16 protein-coding genes and 3 riboswitches are annotated in these 18,475 nt (G+C 63.9%); of the genes, 13 read left to right on the top strand and 3 right to left on the bottom strand.

Annotated features, from left to right (window positions below; genetic code table 11):
• The first annotated feature begins 14 nt into the window (after nucleotides 1-14).
• Nucleotides 15-242, top strand: a riboswitch (cobalamin riboswitch).
• The 5 genes from cobI to ACSJJT_RS04395 all read left to right on the top strand — a co-directional run bounded on the left by cobI (nucleotide 229) and on the right by ACSJJT_RS04395 (nucleotide 6,665).
• A complete protein-coding gene (gene cobI, locus ACSJJT_RS04415) occupies nucleotides 229-957 on the top strand; it encodes a precorrin-2 C(20)-methyltransferase (RefSeq protein ID WP_428991949.1) in 729 nt (242 codons plus the stop codon). Its footprint overlaps the riboswitch before it by 14 nt.
• Nucleotides 954-1,925 (top strand): precorrin-4 C(11)-methyltransferase, encoded by a 972-nt coding sequence (gene cobM, locus ACSJJT_RS04410; RefSeq protein ID WP_063810876.1) that lies wholly within the window; start codon nucleotides 954-956, stop codon nucleotides 1,923-1,925. Before cobI ends, cobM begins: the two co-directional genes overlap by 4 nt.
• Nucleotides 1,922-4,498, top strand: coding sequence for a precorrin-3B C(17)-methyltransferase (gene cobJ, locus ACSJJT_RS04405; RefSeq protein ID WP_063279361.1), 2,577 nt, complete (start codon nucleotides 1,922-1,924; stop codon nucleotides 4,496-4,498). Before cobM ends, cobJ begins: the two co-directional genes overlap by 4 nt.
• Nucleotides 4,495-5,766: a CbiX/SirB N-terminal domain-containing protein gene (locus ACSJJT_RS04400; protein ID WP_063279360.1), complete on the top strand. Its 1,272-nt coding sequence runs from the start codon at nucleotides 4,495-4,497 to the stop codon at nucleotides 5,764-5,766. Before cobJ ends, ACSJJT_RS04400 begins: the two co-directional genes overlap by 4 nt.
• A gap of 26 nt (nucleotides 5,767-5,792) precedes the next feature.
• A complete protein-coding gene (locus ACSJJT_RS04395) occupies nucleotides 5,793-6,665 on the top strand; it encodes a VOC family protein (RefSeq protein ID WP_435917155.1) in 873 nt (290 codons plus the stop codon).
• Nucleotides 6,666-7,199: 534 nt separating this feature from the next.
• Here the strand turns inward: ACSJJT_RS04395 and ACSJJT_RS04390 are convergent.
• Complete coding sequence (locus tag ACSJJT_RS04390; RefSeq protein ID WP_435917154.1) at nucleotides 7,200-7,622, bottom strand: AlbA family DNA-binding domain-containing protein; 423 nt, start codon at nucleotides 7,620-7,622, stop codon at nucleotides 7,200-7,202.
• A gap of 423 nt (nucleotides 7,623-8,045) precedes the next feature.
• Between ACSJJT_RS04390 and ACSJJT_RS04385 the strand changes: the two genes are divergently transcribed.
• From ACSJJT_RS04385 to ACSJJT_RS04370, 4 genes are all read left to right on the top strand, one after another.
• On the top strand, nucleotides 8,046-9,809 hold the full coding sequence (locus tag ACSJJT_RS04385; RefSeq protein WP_435917153.1) for an RNA-binding domain-containing protein: 1,764 nt from the start codon (nucleotides 8,046-8,048) through the stop codon (nucleotides 9,807-9,809).
• A gap of 570 nt (nucleotides 9,810-10,379) precedes the next feature.
• A riboswitch (cobalamin riboswitch) is annotated at nucleotides 10,380-10,555 on the top strand.
• An 88-nt stretch (nucleotides 10,556-10,643) separates the two neighbouring features.
• Nucleotides 10,644-11,663: a FecCD family ABC transporter permease gene (locus ACSJJT_RS04380; RefSeq protein WP_179856619.1), complete on the top strand. Its 1,020-nt coding sequence runs from the start codon at nucleotides 10,644-10,646 to the stop codon at nucleotides 11,661-11,663.
• Nucleotides 11,660-12,451, top strand: coding sequence for an ABC transporter ATP-binding protein (locus ACSJJT_RS04375; protein WP_069101819.1), 792 nt, complete (start codon nucleotides 11,660-11,662; stop codon nucleotides 12,449-12,451). Before ACSJJT_RS04380 ends, ACSJJT_RS04375 begins: the two co-directional genes overlap by 4 nt.
• Nucleotide 12,452: 1 nt before the next feature.
• Nucleotides 12,453-13,526 carry an ABC transporter substrate-binding protein gene (locus ACSJJT_RS04370; protein WP_202724892.1) on the top strand — a complete coding sequence of 358 codons (1,074 nt, stop codon included), beginning with the start codon at nucleotides 12,453-12,455 and terminating at the stop codon, nucleotides 13,524-13,526.
• Nucleotides 13,527-13,730: 204 nt separating this feature from the next.
• On the opposite strand, the gene ACSJJT_RS04365 is transcribed toward ACSJJT_RS04370, so the two are convergent.
• A complete protein-coding gene (locus ACSJJT_RS04365; protein ID WP_334355084.1) occupies nucleotides 13,731-14,384 on the bottom strand; it encodes a precorrin-8X methylmutase in 654 nt (217 codons plus the stop codon).
• Nucleotides 14,385-14,685: 301 nt separating this feature from the next.
• On the opposite strand from ACSJJT_RS04365, the gene ACSJJT_RS04360 reads away from it, so the two are divergent.
• Genes ACSJJT_RS04360 through ACSJJT_RS04345 form a run of 4 tightly spaced genes read left to right on the top strand, consistent with a single transcriptional unit; the run spans nucleotide 14,686 to nucleotide 17,471 of the window.
• Nucleotides 14,686-15,369 (top strand): energy-coupling factor ABC transporter permease, encoded by a 684-nt coding sequence (locus ACSJJT_RS04360; protein WP_334355083.1) that lies wholly within the window; start codon nucleotides 14,686-14,688, stop codon nucleotides 15,367-15,369.
• Nucleotides 15,362-15,799 carry an energy-coupling factor ABC transporter substrate-binding protein gene (locus ACSJJT_RS04355; RefSeq protein WP_069101815.1) on the top strand — a complete coding sequence of 146 codons (438 nt, stop codon included), beginning with the start codon at nucleotides 15,362-15,364 and terminating at the stop codon, nucleotides 15,797-15,799. The genes ACSJJT_RS04360 and ACSJJT_RS04355 overlap by 8 nt, the downstream gene beginning before the upstream one ends.
• Nucleotides 15,796-16,641 carry a cobalt ECF transporter T component CbiQ gene (gene cbiQ, locus ACSJJT_RS04350; RefSeq protein ID WP_279186945.1) on the top strand — a complete coding sequence of 282 codons (846 nt, stop codon included), beginning with the start codon at nucleotides 15,796-15,798 and terminating at the stop codon, nucleotides 16,639-16,641. The genes ACSJJT_RS04355 and cbiQ overlap by 4 nt, the downstream gene beginning before the upstream one ends.
• On the top strand, nucleotides 16,638-17,471 hold the full coding sequence (locus ACSJJT_RS04345; protein ID WP_065674341.1) for an energy-coupling factor ABC transporter ATP-binding protein: 834 nt from the start codon (nucleotides 16,638-16,640) through the stop codon (nucleotides 17,469-17,471). Before cbiQ ends, ACSJJT_RS04345 begins: the two co-directional genes overlap by 4 nt.
• A gap of 216 nt (nucleotides 17,472-17,687) precedes the next feature.
• Here ACSJJT_RS04345 and cbiT read toward each other — a convergent pair whose 3' ends face one another.
• The gene (gene cbiT / locus ACSJJT_RS04340) at nucleotides 17,688-18,284 is read right to left on the bottom strand and encodes a precorrin-6Y C5,15-methyltransferase (decarboxylating) subunit CbiT (RefSeq protein ID WP_202724899.1); all 597 of its coding nucleotides are present in this window, start codon (nucleotides 18,282-18,284) and stop codon (nucleotides 17,688-17,690) included.
• Nucleotides 18,285-18,307: 23 nt separating this feature from the next.
• A riboswitch (cobalamin riboswitch) is annotated at nucleotides 18,308-18,444 on the top strand.
• Nucleotides 18,445-18,475 lie beyond the last annotated feature (31 nt).

Genomic DNA, 18,475 nt, shown 5'->3' with positions numbered 1-18,475 from the left:
CCGGCCGTGTCGTGGTGTGGTGCCACGATGTGGGAGGATCGATACAACGACCGATCTCGAGGAAGCCGGTGTGAGTCCGGCGCGGTCCCGCCACTGTGACCATCGCCGCGGTGATGGCAGCCAGACACTCGAACGGTTCGTTGCGCACGTCATCGGGCGAGGACACCTGAGGAGGCCGTCATGAGCTATGCCCCTGTACATCCTGACCACAAGTCGGGACGAACCCTCATCGGGGTCGGAGTGGGGCCGGGTGACCCAGAGCTGGTCACCCTGAGAACCGTGCGCATCCTGCGCGAGGCTGATGTCATCCTCGTGCCCTACACCGAGGCCACCACCGACGGTCCCGGACGTGCCGAGACCATCATCACTGCCGTCGCCCCGGAGATCGTCGAGCGCATCAAGCGCATCCCCTTCTCCATGCGGGAGAGGTCTGGTGTCGGCGAGAAGCGCAGGGCCTCCTGGCAGGTATCCGCCGATGCGGCGATCACGGCCTTCGACGAAGGGGCTCGCACTGTCGCCCTGGCCACCGTCGGCGATCCGACGGTCTTCTCCACCTTCACCTACCTGCGCGCCAATGTCGAGGAGAGACTCCCCGACGTCAGCGTCGAGCTGAGCCCAGGTATCACCGCCATGCAGGCCCTGTCGGCGGCGTCCGGGCGCCCGCTGGTGGAGGGCAAGGAGGTCCTGGCCCTCGTCCCGGCCACCGTCGGGATGGAAAAACTTGGCCAGGTCCTCGACCTCGTCGACTCAGTGGCGATTTACAAGGGGGGACGCAAACTCCCAGACGTTGTCGAGCAGCTGCGGCAGCGGGATCGTCAGGCTGTCATCGGCACCGACGTCACGCTGGAGTCCGAGCAGATCGTCACCCTCGGTGAGGTCGCTGATACTCAGGCTCTGCCGTACTTCTCGACCGTCCTCACCACTCCAGAGCGCACCATCACGGGAGGAAAACTGTGAACGAACCTCAAGCTGCACGACCCACTCAGCACGCCTCTGAGAGGGTCTTGGAGGATCTGGACCACAACGCCATCGAGCCGCCTCCGGTACCGTGGCGGGAGATCCCCGAGGGAGCAGGCAGGGTCGTTTTCGTCGGTGCCGGACCGGGCGCTCCGGACCTGGTGAGCCTGCGCGGAGCCCGTGTCATCGAGACCGCTGACATCATCATCTGGGCCTCCAGCCTCGTTCACCCCGACATGGTGGCCCGTCACAAGGCGGGAGCCGAGCTCATTGACTCCGCCTCCATCCCGCTGGAGGACCTCGAGCCCCTCTACACCCGCGCCCGTGACGAGGGGCTGGTGGTGGCGAGGGTCCACACCGGTGACCCGTCCATCTATGGCGCCACCGCCGAGCAGCGCGACCTGTGTCGTCGCATCGGTATCGACTTCGAGACCATCCCGGGCATCTCGGCCTTCTCGGCCGCTGCCGCCCGGATGGACGTCGAGATCACCGTCCCAGAGGTATCCCAGTCACTCGTCCTCACCCGACTGGAGGGCGGGCGGACCCCCATGCCCGACGGGGAAACCGTCGCCTCCTTCGCCCGTCACGGTGCGACAATGGCGATCTACCTTTCCGCGGCCCGTAACAAGGCTCTTCAGGATGCCCTGCTGGAGGGAGGCTACCTGCCCGAGACTCCCTGCATCATCGGGTACGCGGTCAGCTGGCCCGAGGAAATCATGTTCCGCTGCGACCTGGCCCACCTCTCGGAGACGATGCGCAACCACAAGCTGTGGAAGCACGCCGTCGTCCTCGTCGGACCGGCCCTGGCAGAGGGCCCGATCAAGACTCGCAGCCACCTCTACCACCCCGGTTTCCGTCACGAATACCGCGGAGCTGACGCCCAGGCCCGCGCTGACCTCAAGGCCCACGGCACTCGCGGCGTCTACGACCAGAACCCCACGAACTCCGACACGAAGGACAATTCATGATTCGCGTCCACGGATATCTCGGTACCATTTCCGACTCCTTGCGCCAGGAGGTCGCCGATGCTGACCTCGTCGTCGGAGGTCAGCGTCACCTTGACGCCCTCAACGTTCCCGACGAGAAGCGTCAGAAGCTCGGCCTCATCGGCCCTGCCGTCGAGCGAGTTCAGTCCCTGCCCGACGACGCCAACGTCGTTGTCATCGCCTCCGGTGACCCGCTCTTCTTCGGTGTGGTGCGACGTATCCGCCAGGCCGGTCTCAAGGTCGAGGTCGTGACGGCCCCGACCTCCTTGCAGGCTGCTTTCGCCGCCGTGGCCTTGCCCTGGGACGACGCCCAGTTCGTCTCCTCACACTCCAAGGACATCGAGACCGCCATCCGGCTTGCCAAGATCCATCCCAAGGTGGGCGTGCTGACAGCCCCCAACCGAGGCCTGGCGGAATTGGTCGACGGGCTCGCGGGTCGCGGCAAGACCTTCGTCCTCGCTGAGAAGATCGGTGAGGAGGGCCAGCGGGTGCGTGTCCTCGACGAGGAAGCAGCCAGGGCCGTCATTGCTGACGCGGACATCCTCAGCCCCAACGTCGTGCTGGTCCTCGAGCATCATCCGGACTCCCCGGCGGCCCTGGGCATCAACCCGGAGCTGGCCGGTGACGTCAACGTCAATGCTCCCGAGGCCCCCCAGCCCGGCGTCGACACCAACCCGGACGGCTCGGACCGTGACCCGATCATCGGACAGATCATCAATTCCGACGCCGCGGCGGCCCACGCCGAGGCCATCGACCACGTGCTCAAGCGCGAGACCAAGAAGTACGTCGGACCGTCCCGCACCGGGCTGGCGGCGGCCTGGGGCGAGTGCGACCTCATCGTCTCCCACCTGGCCCTGGGTGCCACGACGCGCATCATCGCCCCGCTGCTGGAGTCCAAGAAGACCGACCCGGGTGTGGTCGTCGTCGACGAGGCCGGCCGTTTCGCCATCCCATTGGTGGGTGGCCACGTCGGTGGGGCCAACGAGCTCTCCCGCACCATCGCCGAGGCTCTCGGCGGCACCGCCGTCGTGTCCACCGCCACCGACTCCCTCGGTGTCCCGGCCCTCGATCAGCTCGGTTGGGCCTACGAGGGTGACGTCGCCGGGGTGACCGGATCGATCATCGCCGGACGCCCGGTGCTGGTCATCCGCGAACAGCCCTGGCCGCTGCCCCCACTGCCCAAGAACGTCACCGAGGATGCTGAATCCCCGGTCGCCCGAATCATCGTCTCCGAGCGGGTCGCAGAGCGAATTCGGACTGACCATGGTGACGACCTGCCCACCGTCGTCCTGCACCCGAACTGCCTGGTCGTCGGGATGGGATGTAACAAGGGCACCGAGGTCGAACCGCTGCGAGAGCTTCTCGAGAAGACCCTCGCTGACAACGGTCTGGCTCTTGGATCGGTCACTCGTCTGGTCTCCCACGAGGTCAAGGCCGGTGAGCTCGGTCTCGTGAAGCTGGCGAATCAGCTCGGCGTCGATTACCGCACCGAGTCCGCGGAGGAGCTGGCCGCCCAGGATGTCCCGACTCCCTCCGACGTCGTCGCACGCGAGGTCGGCACACCGAGTGTCAGCGAGGCTGCCGTGCTGTGCCAGGGAGCCGAGCTGCTGGTCCACAAGACCAAGACTCCCGAGGCCACCTGCGCCGTCGGTCGCATCCCGGCTCGTGGTCACCTCTCGGTCGTCGGCCTCGGGCCCGGCTCGCGAGATCTTCTCACCCCGCGCGCCGTCGATGCCATCCGCAATGCCACCTTCATAGCGGGTTATGCCCCCTACGTCCGTCAGATCCGCGACCTGGTGCGTCCGGGTGCCACAATCCTGGCCACCAAGATGGGCACCGAGGAGGAGCGCACCCAGGCGGCCATTGACGCGACCCGCGACGGTCGCAACGTGGCTTTCGTGTGCGGCGGCGACCCGGCCATCTATGCCATGGCCTCCCCGACCCTGGAGATGGGCACCGATGGCATCGACGTCGAGATCGTTCCCGGTGTCACCGCCGAGCTCGCCATCTCGGCGATCCTCGGTGCTCCGCTGGGCCATGATCACGCCACGATCAGTCTCTCGGACCTGCACACCGACTGGGATCTCATCCTCAAGAGGGTGAGAGCGGCTGCCGAGGGGGATCTCGTCACCACCTTCTACAACCCGCGTTCACGTACCCGAACCCATCAGCTCCCCGACGCCCTGGCGATCATGGCTGAGCACCGTCCGCCGTCCACCCCGGTGGCGATCGTCTCCCATGCCGAGCGTCGTCAGCAGGAGGTGATCATGTCCACCCTCGAGGAGTTCAAGCCCGAATGGGTCGGCATGACGACCCTTGTCGTCGTGGGTTCGACGACGACCAAGTACGTGAGCTCCGGAGACGGACGACGCCTCATGGTCACCCCACGTGACTACCACTGGATGGACGGCCACGTCACCGGTGAGGCTCGCAAGAACTACACGCACAAGGACCTGCCCAAGGCTGACGAGAAGACCTACCTGTCCAAGCCGCCGGTCCACTCGACCCGCATGTCCGGGTCCGAGAAGAACGCCGAGACGAAGGAGTCGAAATGACCGATCCACTCGCCAGTGGGACCCCGCTGGTCATCGCAGCACATGGCACCCGTGACGAGTCCGGCGTGGCCGAGTGTCGCGCCCTGGCCGAGCGCATCGCCGGCAAACTGCCCGGCATCCCGGTCGAGCTGGGGTTCGTCGAGCTCGCCGAGCCCAGCATCCCGGACGCCGTCCGTGCCGCCGTCGCCCAGACACCGGAGGTTCCCGAGGGCGCTGACGGTGACGAGGACCCGGCAGCCGCCGTCGTCGTTCCGTTGATGTTCAACACCGGCGGTCACGTCCGGGAGGACATTCCAGAGGCCATCGACGAGGGCCGTGGGGACGCACGCGTCATGTATTCCGCCCCATTGCTGCCGGACGTGCGGATGCGCAAGGCCCTCAACCGTCGTCTCGCCGAGACCCTCGCTGCCGGTGAGGGACGCGAGGAGTGGCGTTCCCGCGACACGGCCGTGGTGTTGGTGGGACGCGGAGCTCTCGTGCCCGATGCCAACGCTTCCCACTACACCCTGACGAGGATGTTCTGGGAGGAGAACGACCTTGACCGGGTTGAACCGGCCTTCATCCAGGTGACCCGTCCGTCGGTTCCCGAGGCCCTCTCCGCCCTGGCTGCCCAGGGTGCCGATCAGATCGTCGTGCAGGGCAATTTCCTCTTCCCGGGGCTGCTGCACGTGTGGATGACCGAGCAGGTGGAGGCCTGGCAGGCCAGCCATCCCGGCGTCGAGATCCGCATCGCCCCGGTCATCGGTGACTGTGACGAGGTCGCTGACGTCGTCGTCGATCGCTACCGAGAACCCCTTGACGAGGTGGGCCTGGGGGAGGGAGCCCCGGTTTACATGACGGGTCTGCGTCTGCAGGGCCGCAAGGTTCTGGTCGTCGGTGCCGGGCACGTTGCCGAACGCCGCGTCGTGAGGCTGCTCGAGGCCGGGGCCGAGGTCCACGTCGTCGCCCCGAACTCCGGTATCCAGCTCACGCGGATGTCCCGCAAGGGATTGGTGGACCTGGAGCGTCGCGCCTTCCAGGTCGAGGATCTTGACGGCGTCTGGTTCGTCCAGGCCCTCACCAACGATCCCGAGGTGAACGCCTTGGTGGCCGAGGAGGCCGATAAGCGCGGCGTCTTCTGTGTGCGTGGTGACAAGGGACGCAAGGGCAGTGCCTTCACCCCGGCCACCGAGAGGGCTGGTGGCATGACGGTCAGCGTCGTCGGCGACCGTACCCCGCGTCGCTCCGCCAAGCTGCGTGACGAGGTGCTGCGAGCCTTGCAGGGCTGAATCTGTCGAGGAGGGATTCCCCGACGATGACGGTTCAGGGCTTTCCTGCCTATCATCGTCGGGTGATCTCCCATGACCTACATGCCCTGGGCTTCGACGCCCCCGATCTCGACGTCCTCGTCAATTCCGCGGCTGAGGCTGGTGCTGTCGGGGTGGAGGACGTCGGAGGGTTCGACCTGCTGGCTGCTTACACCGATCCGTCCGGGGCGCGGCTGGCGCTCATGAAGCAGAAGGATCGCGACGAGATCGAGACGATGGCCTCCCTCGTCGCCCCGACGACTCACCCCGCCGATCTGGTGCGGTTCAGCTCGACGGTGGCACTGGTCGACATCTACTCCCACGCCAACTTGGCATCCATGCTCACCGGGGAGTCGGTGCTCAAGCTGCCCGCCGCCAACCGCAAGCACCTGGCGCGCTTCCTGGCCAATGTTGACGACCCGGTTGAGATACCGCTGTGCCCCGAACCCGGTGACGACACCCCACGCTTCATCGAGCATCTGAGGGTGGGCGCCGTCGCCAATCAGATGCTGCGGGTTTTCGAGTCCGAGGAGGAGTACGGACGCTCTCACGAGGGGTCTCTGGGCGGTACCGGTGATCTGCAGTTCGCCGTCGGAACCCTGATCAGCCCGTGGCTGATGGAGATTAATGCCGGTCGCGCCACTCGCGGGGAGGCCAGCGCCGTCGCCGAGATGACGATGGTCTGCAAGCGGGTCGAGAAGCGCACCAATGAACTCACCGACGTCGATTGGTACCGGATTGTCGGTGACACCTCGATCCCGATGACGTTGGCCGCCCCGGCGAACCTCCCACGGGTTCCCCACGAGGGGTCGATCATCTCCGGTCAGGTCGTACCGGTGGTATCGCTGGGAACCTGGGAGGGTGAATCCTTCTGGGGCTGAGGCCGTGTGCCGGTCCCCCCATGTGGCTGGCCCGTACGGTCAGCGATACTCCGTCCCCCGTGGCACCCCCCAAGCGTTGGGGGTGAGCCAGCTGCAGGCGCCCCCGTTTCCCGACTGTGTCTGTTCTGGTGCCCAGCTCCACGCCGTTCACATGTGTTCCAGGCCTGGCGGGTGGGTCGCCAGACTGCAACTCACACTGCAAGCGTTGCAGTGTGAGTGAAGGTGTGGATGGTTCAGCATACGGTATGGATTCGGTAGCAGGTCGTCCGGGCACCTTGGCGGCCATCCATGACGACGAGTCTTTCCTTGAGCGGCAACGCCAGAGCGTAACGCACCTGACCAGTTGTCAGTCCCGCGTAGTCTGCAAGTTCGTGGATCGTCAGTGCTCTCCCCTGCGACGAGTGTAGCGAGTACGTGCTCCTCGTTGCGGGTTGGGACCGAAGATCTTTGGGGCCCGGTGAGGGCCTCGCTGTCTTCGCTTCGTAGTCGTCATGTTGACGCCACATGAGCGCCGGGTAGTGCCCCTGCGGATAGTCACCCAGGGCATACAGTCCTGCCAACGTTGGTTCTCCCTGATGCTGTCAGCATGTTCGTCGTCCGCAGGATTCGCTCGTCAGCATGGTCGCGCAATCGTCGGTCACTGGTGCGTACTGTCGTCAGATACGACTCCACCAGCTCAGGTTCCAGGTCGTCAACGACACGTCCCCTGGCAGCGGCCAAGTCGTAGTCGATCTGTTCGTCCACATGGAGAACCTCCACCTGTCTGCCGTCAATGGTGAATGTCTGAAAATCCAGATGCGGTGATGCTTGGACGGCATCCCTGGCCTGTGTTGCGATACCCGCCTCCGTTGTTGCGATGTCCTTGACGCCCACCACGTCGAACCGACCGTTTGCTTCGTCCACCCCGAGGATGACTGTGCCGCCATTGGGCATGTTCGCGAATAGCGTCTCCGCCATCTTTGGCACGTTGCCCGATGTTCGTTACTTGCACTGTTGTTTGCAGTGTAAGTGAGAGTGTGCGCGGGCCCGGGTGAGGTGGTGGTCCGGTCTGCCGAGCGGGTCGTGGTCCAGCGACCCCGTGGCAGATGTGCCAGGGATCGTGGGGTTCGCCACCTGGCGTGGCACGAGGTGCCTTGCCGAACCGAAATACCGCACTGAATCATCCGCCGCCCCGCTGTGTTGGCTCATGTTGTCTCAACATGCCAGCCAGTTGTCTCCCCAATCGTGAGGGGACGTCAGATCCATCGAAAATGTGTGCGCACTCCTCGTCGCTGAGCTTGATCATAACTTTTCAGTCATAAAGTTATACTCAATGTCTGGACTGGATGCCTGGTTAAAAGTTTCTGGGCACAAACTTGTAGCTGGAAGTAGACTGCTCACATGGGAACAACTTTCGGGCCAGACCCGATTGCAGTTGAGATCGACGCTGCGCTGGAGCACTTGGACGCAGGGCACCGGGTCCCGGAATGCAAGTATCTTGACTTCAAGGAGGATTCCAGTCGACGAGGCAAGCACGGTGAGTTGCTACTGGGTCGACGTGAGGATGAACGAGCCGCTGAGCAGCTTGCCGGTGAAGCCGCGTGCATGGCCAACACCCCTGGGGGTGGTGCTCTGATCGTCGGAGTCAATGACAAGGATGATGGACCATTGCTCATCGGTACATCCTTGGATACCGAGTGGTTGCGGAGGAAGATCTATGAGCACACCTCTCGCGCGTTGACTGTTGACGTCCGAGAAGTCCACGTTCACGATGCCAGGTTGTTGATCGTCAGATCACCCACCGCGCTGGAACCGATCAAGGTCAAGGGAAAGATCCGCTGGCGGATTGGTGATCATTGCGAGGAGATCGACGCAACGTCATGGCACCACCGCCATCAGTACTCTATCCGCTACGACTGGTCGGCGCAGTTCTCAAACGTGAGCCTGGAGGAAGTGCGACCTGCTGCCCTTGACGCAGCACGCGCCTTCCTCCAAGCCAGCACCGACGAGGCGGCGGTGGAATTGGCCAACTGTACGAGTCGTGAGTTGCTGTCCCGGTTGAACGCCATTGATGGTGAGGGCAAGCTCACCAATGCTGCTGCTCTGGTCTTTGTGGGGCGTCCCGAGCCATGCCTTGACTACATACGTCGTGACATGCCCGGTCAGGACAGCGGTGACCGAGTACGTATTGGTGGGGTATCACTGCTTGAGCAGCTCCAACGGGTGTTCGCCGTCGCGCGGGCGTACAACCCTTTATCGCATGTGTCTTCGGGACTTGTCGAGGGGCAGGTCCGCCAGCTGCCGGAACGTGCCATTCGTGAGGCCATCGTCAATGGGTTGGCTCATCGTGAATGGGGGCTGCCCGATGCAACGCTCATCGAGCACAATGGAGCCGTCTTGCGAGTTACCAGCCCCGGAGGATTCTTCGGAGGTGTGACGGCTGAGAACATCATCACCCACCCATCGACGTCCAGAAACGTTGCTCTCACTGAGCTCTTGGCATCACTTCGAATTGCAGAACGTGAAGGTATCGGAGTTGACCGTATGGTTGGTGATTTGCTTCGCCGGGGGCTTCGCATGCCGACCATTCGGGAAATTGACGGTCCCTATGTGGTGACGACGCTTTCCGGTGTCGATCCTGACGTGGCATGGACATCGTGGCTCACTGGTATGGATGTTCCCGAGCTCATGCAAAATCTCCGCACTTTGATGGTTATGCGTTTCCTCACTGATCATCTCTGGATCGACGAGGACATTCTTGCTCCCTACCTGCAAGTCCCCGTCGAGGAAGTTCACGAAACTCTTGAGCTTCTACGGCAGACGGAGTGTGATGGCGAACCCTTGCTGAAGCCCATCCGCGGCGTTCCCGACGAAGTCCTCCCCGCGTTTACCCTCTCCAAGAGAGCAAACAAGCAGCTGGACATGGAATATGCGAATCGCGGTTTGAAGCGTTCAGTGCCTAGTAGAGCAGTGACGGCTCGTCAATATGCCCGGCATCGAGGGCGTATCAGTACGACAGAATTGGGCGTCATCCTGGATGTGTGGGCTTCCAACGTCGGACAGGTCCTCAAGGATCTCATGGCTGACGGAGTACTGCAGCCTTCGTCAGAGGCAATGGCAGGTCGCGGATTTCACTACCTGTGGACAGGTGACGAGGCATCCTGACTTTTTCAGTCCTTATGATCCATCTCGCCAAGTTCCTGGTCAGGCAGAGCGTGTTCCGGTACACCGGAAAGCTAAGTGCACTTCCCCTTTCGGGGCGGTGGAGCACAACTTTTTGACCGAAAGATTGTACTTGCACCCTCGGATTGGGTGTCTGGGTGCAGTCTTCGAGGCTGCTCCCTGTGGTTCTGGCTGCTGAACCAGTCGAGAAAATTGTGCTTACCCTCGCGCTTGTGCTGTTGAGCAGAATTTTTCAGCCACAAAGTTGTACTCCAGGCATGAAGCGGCGGCGGGAGCACAACTTTTCGCAGTGTGGGGAGCTCTGCGCGGTATGGAGATCCTGTCGGTGGCGGTGTTGTGGTCCGTTCGTCTCTGTGGCAGATGTGTCAGGAGTCGTGGTGTCTGTCACCTGGTGTGGCACGAGGTACCTTGCCGAACTGAATTACCACGCGGGTGCGAAGTACCCCGTCGATTGCGCTCGGTGGGTTCCGAGGCGTGTGCCGCACGCGATCCGGCATGTCTGTGACAAGGGGCTGGCGGACGGCACGTCGCGAAGTGCGTGTCACAGGTGCTAGCCTGTCTCGCATACATGGTGCGGCCCCGATGAGGCCGCAGTGAATCCGGTGAGAATCCGGGACTGTTGCGCAGCGGTGACGGTGACGACGTCGGCAAGACCACTGGGAGTGATCCTGGGAAGGGCCGACCGAGAGTGATCCGAAGTCCGAAGACCCCATGTATGACTTGTGTCGTTCGGGCCTCGCATCAAGGTCCTCGCACCCAGAAGGAACAGCTATGCCTTCCTCGAGACGGTCGGCCGAGCGTGACCGCCGGTTGCGGGTGGCACCCCTGGTGATCATCCTCGTCGTGCTCATCGTCGTCAGCGCCGTCGTCTCGCTGACCATTGGTTCGGAACCATTGCCAATGCGTGGCGTTCTTGACACGGTTGGTGCCAGGATCACTGGTGAGCCGGGCCCCGACCCGACGATCGATGTCATCGTCTGGGACCTGCGTGCCCCCAGGGCACTGCTGGCGATCATCGTCGGAGCCGGACTCGCCCTGGCCGGAAGCGGTATGCAGACCCTGGTGCGCAACCCGCTTGCCGACCCCTACCTGCTGGGTGTCTCGGCCGGTGCGAGTGTGGGGGCCACCGCGGTCATCGCCCTGGGGATGTTTGCCTCCTGGGGCCCTCACCGGCTCACCATCGGAGCCTTGGTGGGGGCATTGGGCGCCGCCGGTCTGGTGTACCTCATCTCCATGGCCCAGGGCGGCATGACGCCGCTGCGGCTGGTGCTCTCGGGCGTCGTGCTCTCTGCGGCATTCTCGGCACTGGCGAGTTTCCTCGTCTTCCGCAGCTCGGACCCGCGCGCGGCGCAGTCGGTGCTGTACTGGATGCTGGGATCGGTGTCCGGTGCCACTTGGGACAGTTTGTGGGTGGCAGCCATCGTCACCGCTCTGTCCGTGGTGCTCATGATCGCCTTCTCGGGTTGGCTCGATGCCCTGGCGGCTGGCACCGACGTCGCTCGATCCCTCGGCATCCCCGACACCAGGGTGCGTAAGGCGTTGTTCGTCGGCAACTCGGTACTCGTCGGGGTGCTCGTGGCGGTCTCGGGCGGCATCGGATTCGTCGGACTCGTCATTCCCCACATGTCACGGCTGCTCGTGGGAGCCAGTCACCGGTCGATGCTGCCCGTCGCCGCCGCCATCGGCAGTCTCTTCCTGCTGTGGGTGGACGTCGGCGCCCGCGTCATCGCGGCACCACAGGAGGTGCCTCTCGGCGTCGTCACCGGGTTCATCGGCGCTCCCATCTTCCTGTACCTCATGGGGCGCAGCCAGTACCGATTCTCGAGTGAGTCATGACACGTCTCGAAGTTTGCAACGTCCAGTGCCGCATCAACGACCGCATCATCGTCGACGACGTCAGTTTCACCGCCGAGCCGGGGGAGCTCACCGCCATCGTCGGCGTCAACGGAGTCGGCAAGTCGACTCTGCTGCGATCCATCGCCGGGGTGCGTCAGTTCAATTCCGGAGACGTCCTGCTCGACGGCACCTCCGTCACCGACTACACCCCCATGAAACGTGCTCGGCTCATGGCCTTCGTCGGGCAGGAGGAGTCGCCATCGCCAGACCTCCTGCTGGGTGAGATGGTTGCGCTGGGACGTACTCCGCATCGCAAGCCGTGGCAGGTGGGGCAGCGTTCCGAGCGAAGGATCATCCGGGATTCCCTGGCCTTGGTCGGACTTGACCACCTCATCGATCGTCGCTGCGACCACCTGTCCGGCGGTGAACGGCGTCGCGCCGTCATCGCCCGTGGCCTGGCCCAGGGTGCAGACCTCATCATGCTCGACGAGCCGACCAATCACCTCGACGTGCGCCACCAACTCATGCTGCTGGACACGCTGCGCGCCAGCGGTCGGACGGTGGTCGCCACCATCCACGATCTGGGCATGGCCGCAGCCCACTTCGACCACGTCGTCGTCCTGGCGGATGGCGGAGTGCTCTCTGCAGGTCCGGCCCGTGAGGCGCTCAGCCCATCGAACGTCGCGACGGCATTCCACGTCGTCGCACACCATGTCACCACCCCCGATGGCAGCCAGGAGCTCGTGTGCACTGCGCCGCTGCCTGAACTCATCAGAGAGGAAAACTGAAATGTCCACCAAATTCCTACCCGTCGTCATGGCCGCCTGTCTGGCCGTGGGACTCACCGCCTGCGGCAGTGGGTCCACTCCCAAGAGCGGCGACTCCGCCAAGGACTCCGGCGAAGTCACCGTGACCAACTGCGGTAAGAAGGTCACCTACCCCAGGAATGCCGAACGCCTCTACGTCAATGACGGCAGCATCATCGCCATGACGCTGAGCGCCGGGGCACGCAAACAGATCGCCGCAGTGAGCTCGATGGGCCGGGACAAGGAGATCCTCACTGCCAAGTACGGGGCCGACACCATCAACAGTCTGCACGAGGGCGTCAAGGGTTACATGACGCTCGAGTCGATCATCGCCAACAAGCCCGACGTCGTCGTCGCCGGCTGGGACTACGGATTCTCCGAGGCGAACAATCTCACCCCCGACAATCTGCACGGCAAGGGCATCAACAGCTATCTGCTCACCGAGTCCTGTCGACAGAAGGACGGCCAGAGCGCCCGCGGCGTCATGGATCCTTGGAATGCGGTGCGTACCGACATCACCAATCTCGCCATCCTCACTGGGCACGAGGACACCGGCAAGAAGGCCGTGAAGGACATGGATGATCGTCTTGGTGCCCTTCAGAAGGCTCCGAAGGCCAAGAAGACCCCGACGGTGCTGCTCTTCGACTCCGCCAAGGACACCGTCTTCACCAGCGGAAGCAAGGGCGGCCCACAAGCCATCATCAACGCGGCGGGTGCGCAGAACGGCGCCCATGACGTCAATGACACCTGGGTGCGCATCGGCTGGGAGAAGGTGGCGAAGATGAACCCGGACGCCATCGCCTTCGTCGACTACGACGCTCAGCCTTACAGCGAGAAGATCAAGATCTTGGAATCGAATCCGGCGACCAAGAACCTGGATGCGGTGAAGAAGAAGCGCTACCTCAACCTTCCCTACGCCATGTGGACCTCTGGTCCGCTCAACATCGATGCCGCCGAGCACCTGAGGGTCAGCCTGGAGAAGTGGGGGTTGGAACCCCAGTCGTCGATCAAACCCCAGCTGAAGATTCCGGCCTCCGTGCCCGGGCACGAGGGCTGAGAGGTAGCTGCGCCGCTTCGGTACCCCTTGGCTTCACAGGTGCGGTGTCTGTGACGTTGACGTGGTTGTCGTTGACCATGACGACGGCGAGCAGGGGTGCAGATCTCCGGACAGGCGAGTTACGGAGCCTGGCTGGGATGGTGAGATGCGGCTGCTGGGCGACGCCGGTTTCAGCCCCACTGCGATGCTCTGGTGAGGGGCTTCTCAGCGATGGTTGTTGGTCAGCTCGTCGGTCGATGCAATGGCGTTGACGGCGGCCACTGCGATCGCTGAGCCGCCACGTCGTCCCAACAAGGTGAGGTATTCCAAGTCCAGGGGCGAGTCGACAAGGGCTTGCTTGGACTCGGCTGCACCGACGAACCCGACAGGGATGCCGACGACGGCTGCCGGGCAGGCACCCGTCTCCTCGCACACCTCGAGCACCCGGTACAAGGCGGTGGGGGCGTTGCCGATGGCGACGATGGCCCCGTCGAGCTTGCCCTCCTCGGCCCACAGGTCCACCGCGGCGCAGGTTTTCGTCATGTTCTTGGCCTTGGCGATGTCGGCCAAGCGGGGATCCTTGATGTAACAGATCGTCTCGTTGTCACGGGGCAGACGGGACCGGATGATTCCGGTGGCCGTCATGGAGGAGTCGCACAGGATCGGGGCACCGTTACCCAAGGCCTTGCGGGCGGCCTTGACCACACCTGGTGTGAAAGCGATGTCGTCAGCGATGGCGGGATCCGCAGCAGCGTGAATCATCCGGACGACGACTCCCTCGACGTCGGTGGGGAAGCGATCCAAATTCGCCTCGGAACGAATGATGCGGAAGGACTCGCGGTAGATGTCGGATCCGTTGTTGACGTACTCGTGGGTCACGGCTGTGCTCCTATCGATGACAAGGGGTGATGACGACTTATCGGGATGTTCCCACACTACGCAATCAGCCACACGGGCATGCTACCTTGGTTAGGCAACCCTTTGATGCAACCCTGCAGTGGCTGTGTTTGACTGGCCATTGAACAACTCAAGAATGTCCTGATGACGTGATTGAAGCCGGGAAACGCCGGCACGGACGCGCCACTGTGGACGATCCCATGTGGATCGGAAGTCAGATCTGTCGCGCACATCAGGCCTTTCCAGGACGGGACGCGAATCCCGAGAAAGGAGATGACACCTCATGCATATCGCTGAGGGGGTTCTCTCACCAGCTGAGTGTGCAGTCTGGTATGCAGCTGCTGCTCCGTTCGTTATTCACGGCGGCTACCGAGTCGTCAAGGAGGTCAAGGAGCACCCCGAGAACAAGCTCCTGCTTGCCACTGCCGGCGCCTTCACCTTCGTCCTCTCCGCCATCAAGCTCCCCAGCGTCACGGGCTCGTCCTCCCACCCCACGGGAACCGGCGTCGGGGCAGCCCTCTTCAGACCACCGGTCATGGCGTTCCTGGGGATGATCGTGTTGATCTTCCAGGCCTTGCTGCTGGCTCACGGTGGCATGTCCACACTGGGGGCCAATACCTTCTCGATGGGCATTGCCGGACCGTGGGCCGGTTACGCCTTCTACAAGCTCACCAAGAAACTCCACGGGCCCGACGCGTTGGCAGTCTTCCTCTGTATGGTCTTCGCCGACTTCGTCACCTACGTCGTGACCAGCTTCCAGCTCGCCTTTGCCTTCCCGGATCCCACCGGTGGCTTCTGGGGGGCTGTTGGCAAGTTCCTCGGCATCTTCGCCGTGACCCAGATTCCGCTGGCCATCGCTGAGGGCTTCATCGGAATCCTGCTGTTCCGTTTCCTTGCCAAGGTCGCCGCCCCGCAGCTTCAGCAGCTCGGCGTCCTCGCTCGTACCCCGGAGGTGGCAAATGCCTGAGAACACTGCAGTCCCGACCCGTGCCGATCGTTCCCTGACCGGCAACAGCAAGTGGGTGACTCCGGTTATCGTCGTCCTGTTGATCGCCCTGTTCGTGCTGAGCATGGTCCTCGGCGCCAAGAAGGTGTCCGGAGACGAGGAGGAGGGCTTCGGCGGAACTGACGACGCAGCTGCCACCGCGGCTGAGGAGGCTGGCGCCAAGGAGTGGATCAAGCCGATCTTCGAGCCGAACTCGGGTGAGGTCGAGTCCGGTCTGTTCGCCATGCAGGCTGCCCTGGGTGCCGGCATTGCCGGGTACGCGTTGGGCCGCATGTCCGGCAAGAAGAAGGGTCGTGAGGAGGCCGAGCACGCCTCTGACCTGCACAGTGTCGACGACGTGCCCGAGGCCGCCGTCACCTCGTCGGAAGCCACTGCGACTGCCAAGTCATGACAATCACCTCTCTCGACGACGCCGCCTGGGATTCCCCCTGGCGGCGTCGTCCGGTTGGTGAGAAGGTCGCCCTATCAGCATCCTTGCTCCTGACCGCTCTGTGTACCCCGTCGATGGAGTCATCGTCGTGGGTGAGCCCGGTGGTCGGCTCCGGCATCTGGCCCGGGGCGCTACTCGCCGGGATCATCAGCGTCATCGTCATCCTCGGCCCGGCGCGCATCCGGGGGCGAGTGCTGTGGCAAGCCATGGCCGCCCCGATCGTCTTCCTGGTGGTCGGCGGGATCTCGGTCCTCATCAGCCTTGGGTCGTCCCCCATCGGGACAGTCTGGTGGCATGCCGGGGTGTTCAGCATCGGGCCGGTCACCACCGCCCAGGCGATGTCACTGATTGAACATGGCGTCTGCGGCACCCTCACCCTCATGGTGCTGGCCGTCACCACCCCCATGGTCGATCTGCTCACGTGGTTGCGGAAGTTCCACATCCCTGACCCGTTGCTCGAGATCGCCTCCCTGACCTACCGGCTCATCTTCGTGCTGCTCGACACCGTCGTGACGGCCGGTGAAGCTCAGCACGCCCGCCTCGGCGACGCCCCGGAAGGGAAATTTGGCGGGCTCAACCGGCGCATGAGCAACACCGCAGCGCTGCTCGGATCGGTCGGAATTCGAGCCTGGACGAGGGCCAACCGCCTCAACGACGGCCTGGTCAACCGCGGATTCGAGTCCGCACTGGTGACCCTGCCCGTCAAACGCGTCGGATCAGCGCGGTTCAAGATCATCGTCGTCATCGTCATCGCCGCAGTCTGGGCGATCAGCTGGTCGACGACCGGAAGGATTTTCAGATGAGTGACGAAGCCCTGTTGTCGACCGAGCACCTGTACGCCACTCACCCTGGCCGGCCCATGGTGCTCACCGACGTCAACGTGTCCTTCCGCGCTGGAGTTCGGGTGGCGATTCTGGGAGCAAACGGATCGGGCAAGACGACGCTGATGCGTTGCTTGTCGGGCTCCCTCAAGCCCGTCAAGGGCAAGGTCAAGAGAGGTGACACCGTGCTCGGTCACGGGCGCACCCAGCTTCGTGAGCACCGTCGGGCGGTTCAGCTCGTCCTTCAGGACCCCGACGACCAACTCTTCAGCGCTGACGTGAGCCAGGACGTCTCCTTCGGCCCGATGAACATGGGGCTGGACGTGGCGGAGGTGCGCGACCGCGTCGCCGAGGCCCTGCAGCTACTCGGGGCCAGCCATCTTGCCGAGCGTGCCACGCACCAGCTGTCCTACGGCGAACGCAAGAGGATTGCTGTCGCCGGTGCCGTCGCCATGCGCCCGGATCTGCTTCTCCTTGACGAGCCCACCGCCGGACTCGACCCGGTCGGCGTCACCAAGATGCTGGAGGCTTTGGACCGTCTGCGCGACCACGGTACGACCGTGGCGATGGCTACCCATGACGTCGACCTGGCCCTGGCCTGGGCTGACGAGGCGCTCATCGTTGTCGACGGGGGAGTGCAGCAGGGGCCGATCGACGAGTTACTCGCAAATGTGACCATGGTGGAGAGGGCCCATCTACACCTGCCTTGGCCCCTCGAACTGGTCCGGCGTCTTGGGATGGATGAGCGTCCCCGAACGATGAGCGAGGTCGTCGCGATCCTGTCACACCTGGCACCGAGCAGTCCGTGTTGACGTCATCGTTGTGACATCAGCGGCACAAGGCACTCTTGATGGGGCGGCCACAGTGCGGCGGTTCGATGGTCATCATGAACAGGTCAGCGCTGTCGGTTTCGGCAGTGCCACACCATGTGCGTTTCGCTGCCGAGCAGACCTGGGCTGCCTGCCTGCTGGCCTCCCAGATCAGCTGAGTCCAGGATCAGACAACTGTGCACACTGGGTGGCTCGTCGTCACTCAGTGTGCTGCCAGGTCCACGCCACGACGGTGCGGGCCGGTTTCCAGCCCCGCAGCCGGCCGATGCTGTCGGCGGTCTCGACGCCGAACCTCATGAGGTCACCGCCCAGATCCCGGTGCAAGGACTCCACGAGCATCTCGGCCTCCATCGTCACCCCATGGACGACGAGCCGTCCCCCGATGGGCAGACGTGGTCGACACTGGGTGACGAGAGTTTCCGTCGCACCGCCGCCGATGAAGATGGCATCCGGGTCGGGCAGTCCCTCCGGCAGCCCCTTGGCGAGGTCGGCGTCGATGACCTCGAACTGGCCGGGCAGAGTGAGTTCTGCGGCATTCGTGCGGGCATTGGCGGCCCGTTCTGCCTTGCGCTCCACCCCGATGGCTCGGCAGGTCGGATCGGTGCGACACCACTCGACACCGATCGACCCGGCGCCGGTGCCGAGGTCCCACAGCAGCTGGCCCGGCATGGGTCGCAACGCTGCCAGAGCGACGGCCCTCACCGGATGTTTGGTGATGAGGCCGTCATGGGCGAAGTGCGTCTCGTCGAGGCCAGGCGTGCGTCCGAGGAGGGTGGCGTCAGGATCATGGGTCATGAGGGAAGCTTAGGGCAGTGCCGGGTGAGGACAACCCGACCCGTGTGACACAATCGACGATGGCCCTCGGGGAGGAATCCGGTGTGAATCCGGAGCGGTCCCGCCACTGTGAGCGCCTCAGCGCGAGCCAGGTCGATCCTGCGGGTCAGGTCACGGAAATCCCGTGACCCGACGGGCGCGGACCCGCAAGG

The sequence above is a fragment of the Cutibacterium nasicola genome, from assembly GCF_051303185.1.
GTDB lineage: Bacteria > Actinomycetota > Actinomycetes > Propionibacteriales > Propionibacteriaceae > Cutibacterium.
The sequence above is the reverse complement of the archived record's forward strand: the minus strand, read 5'-3'. Positions and strand labels throughout refer to the sequence as shown.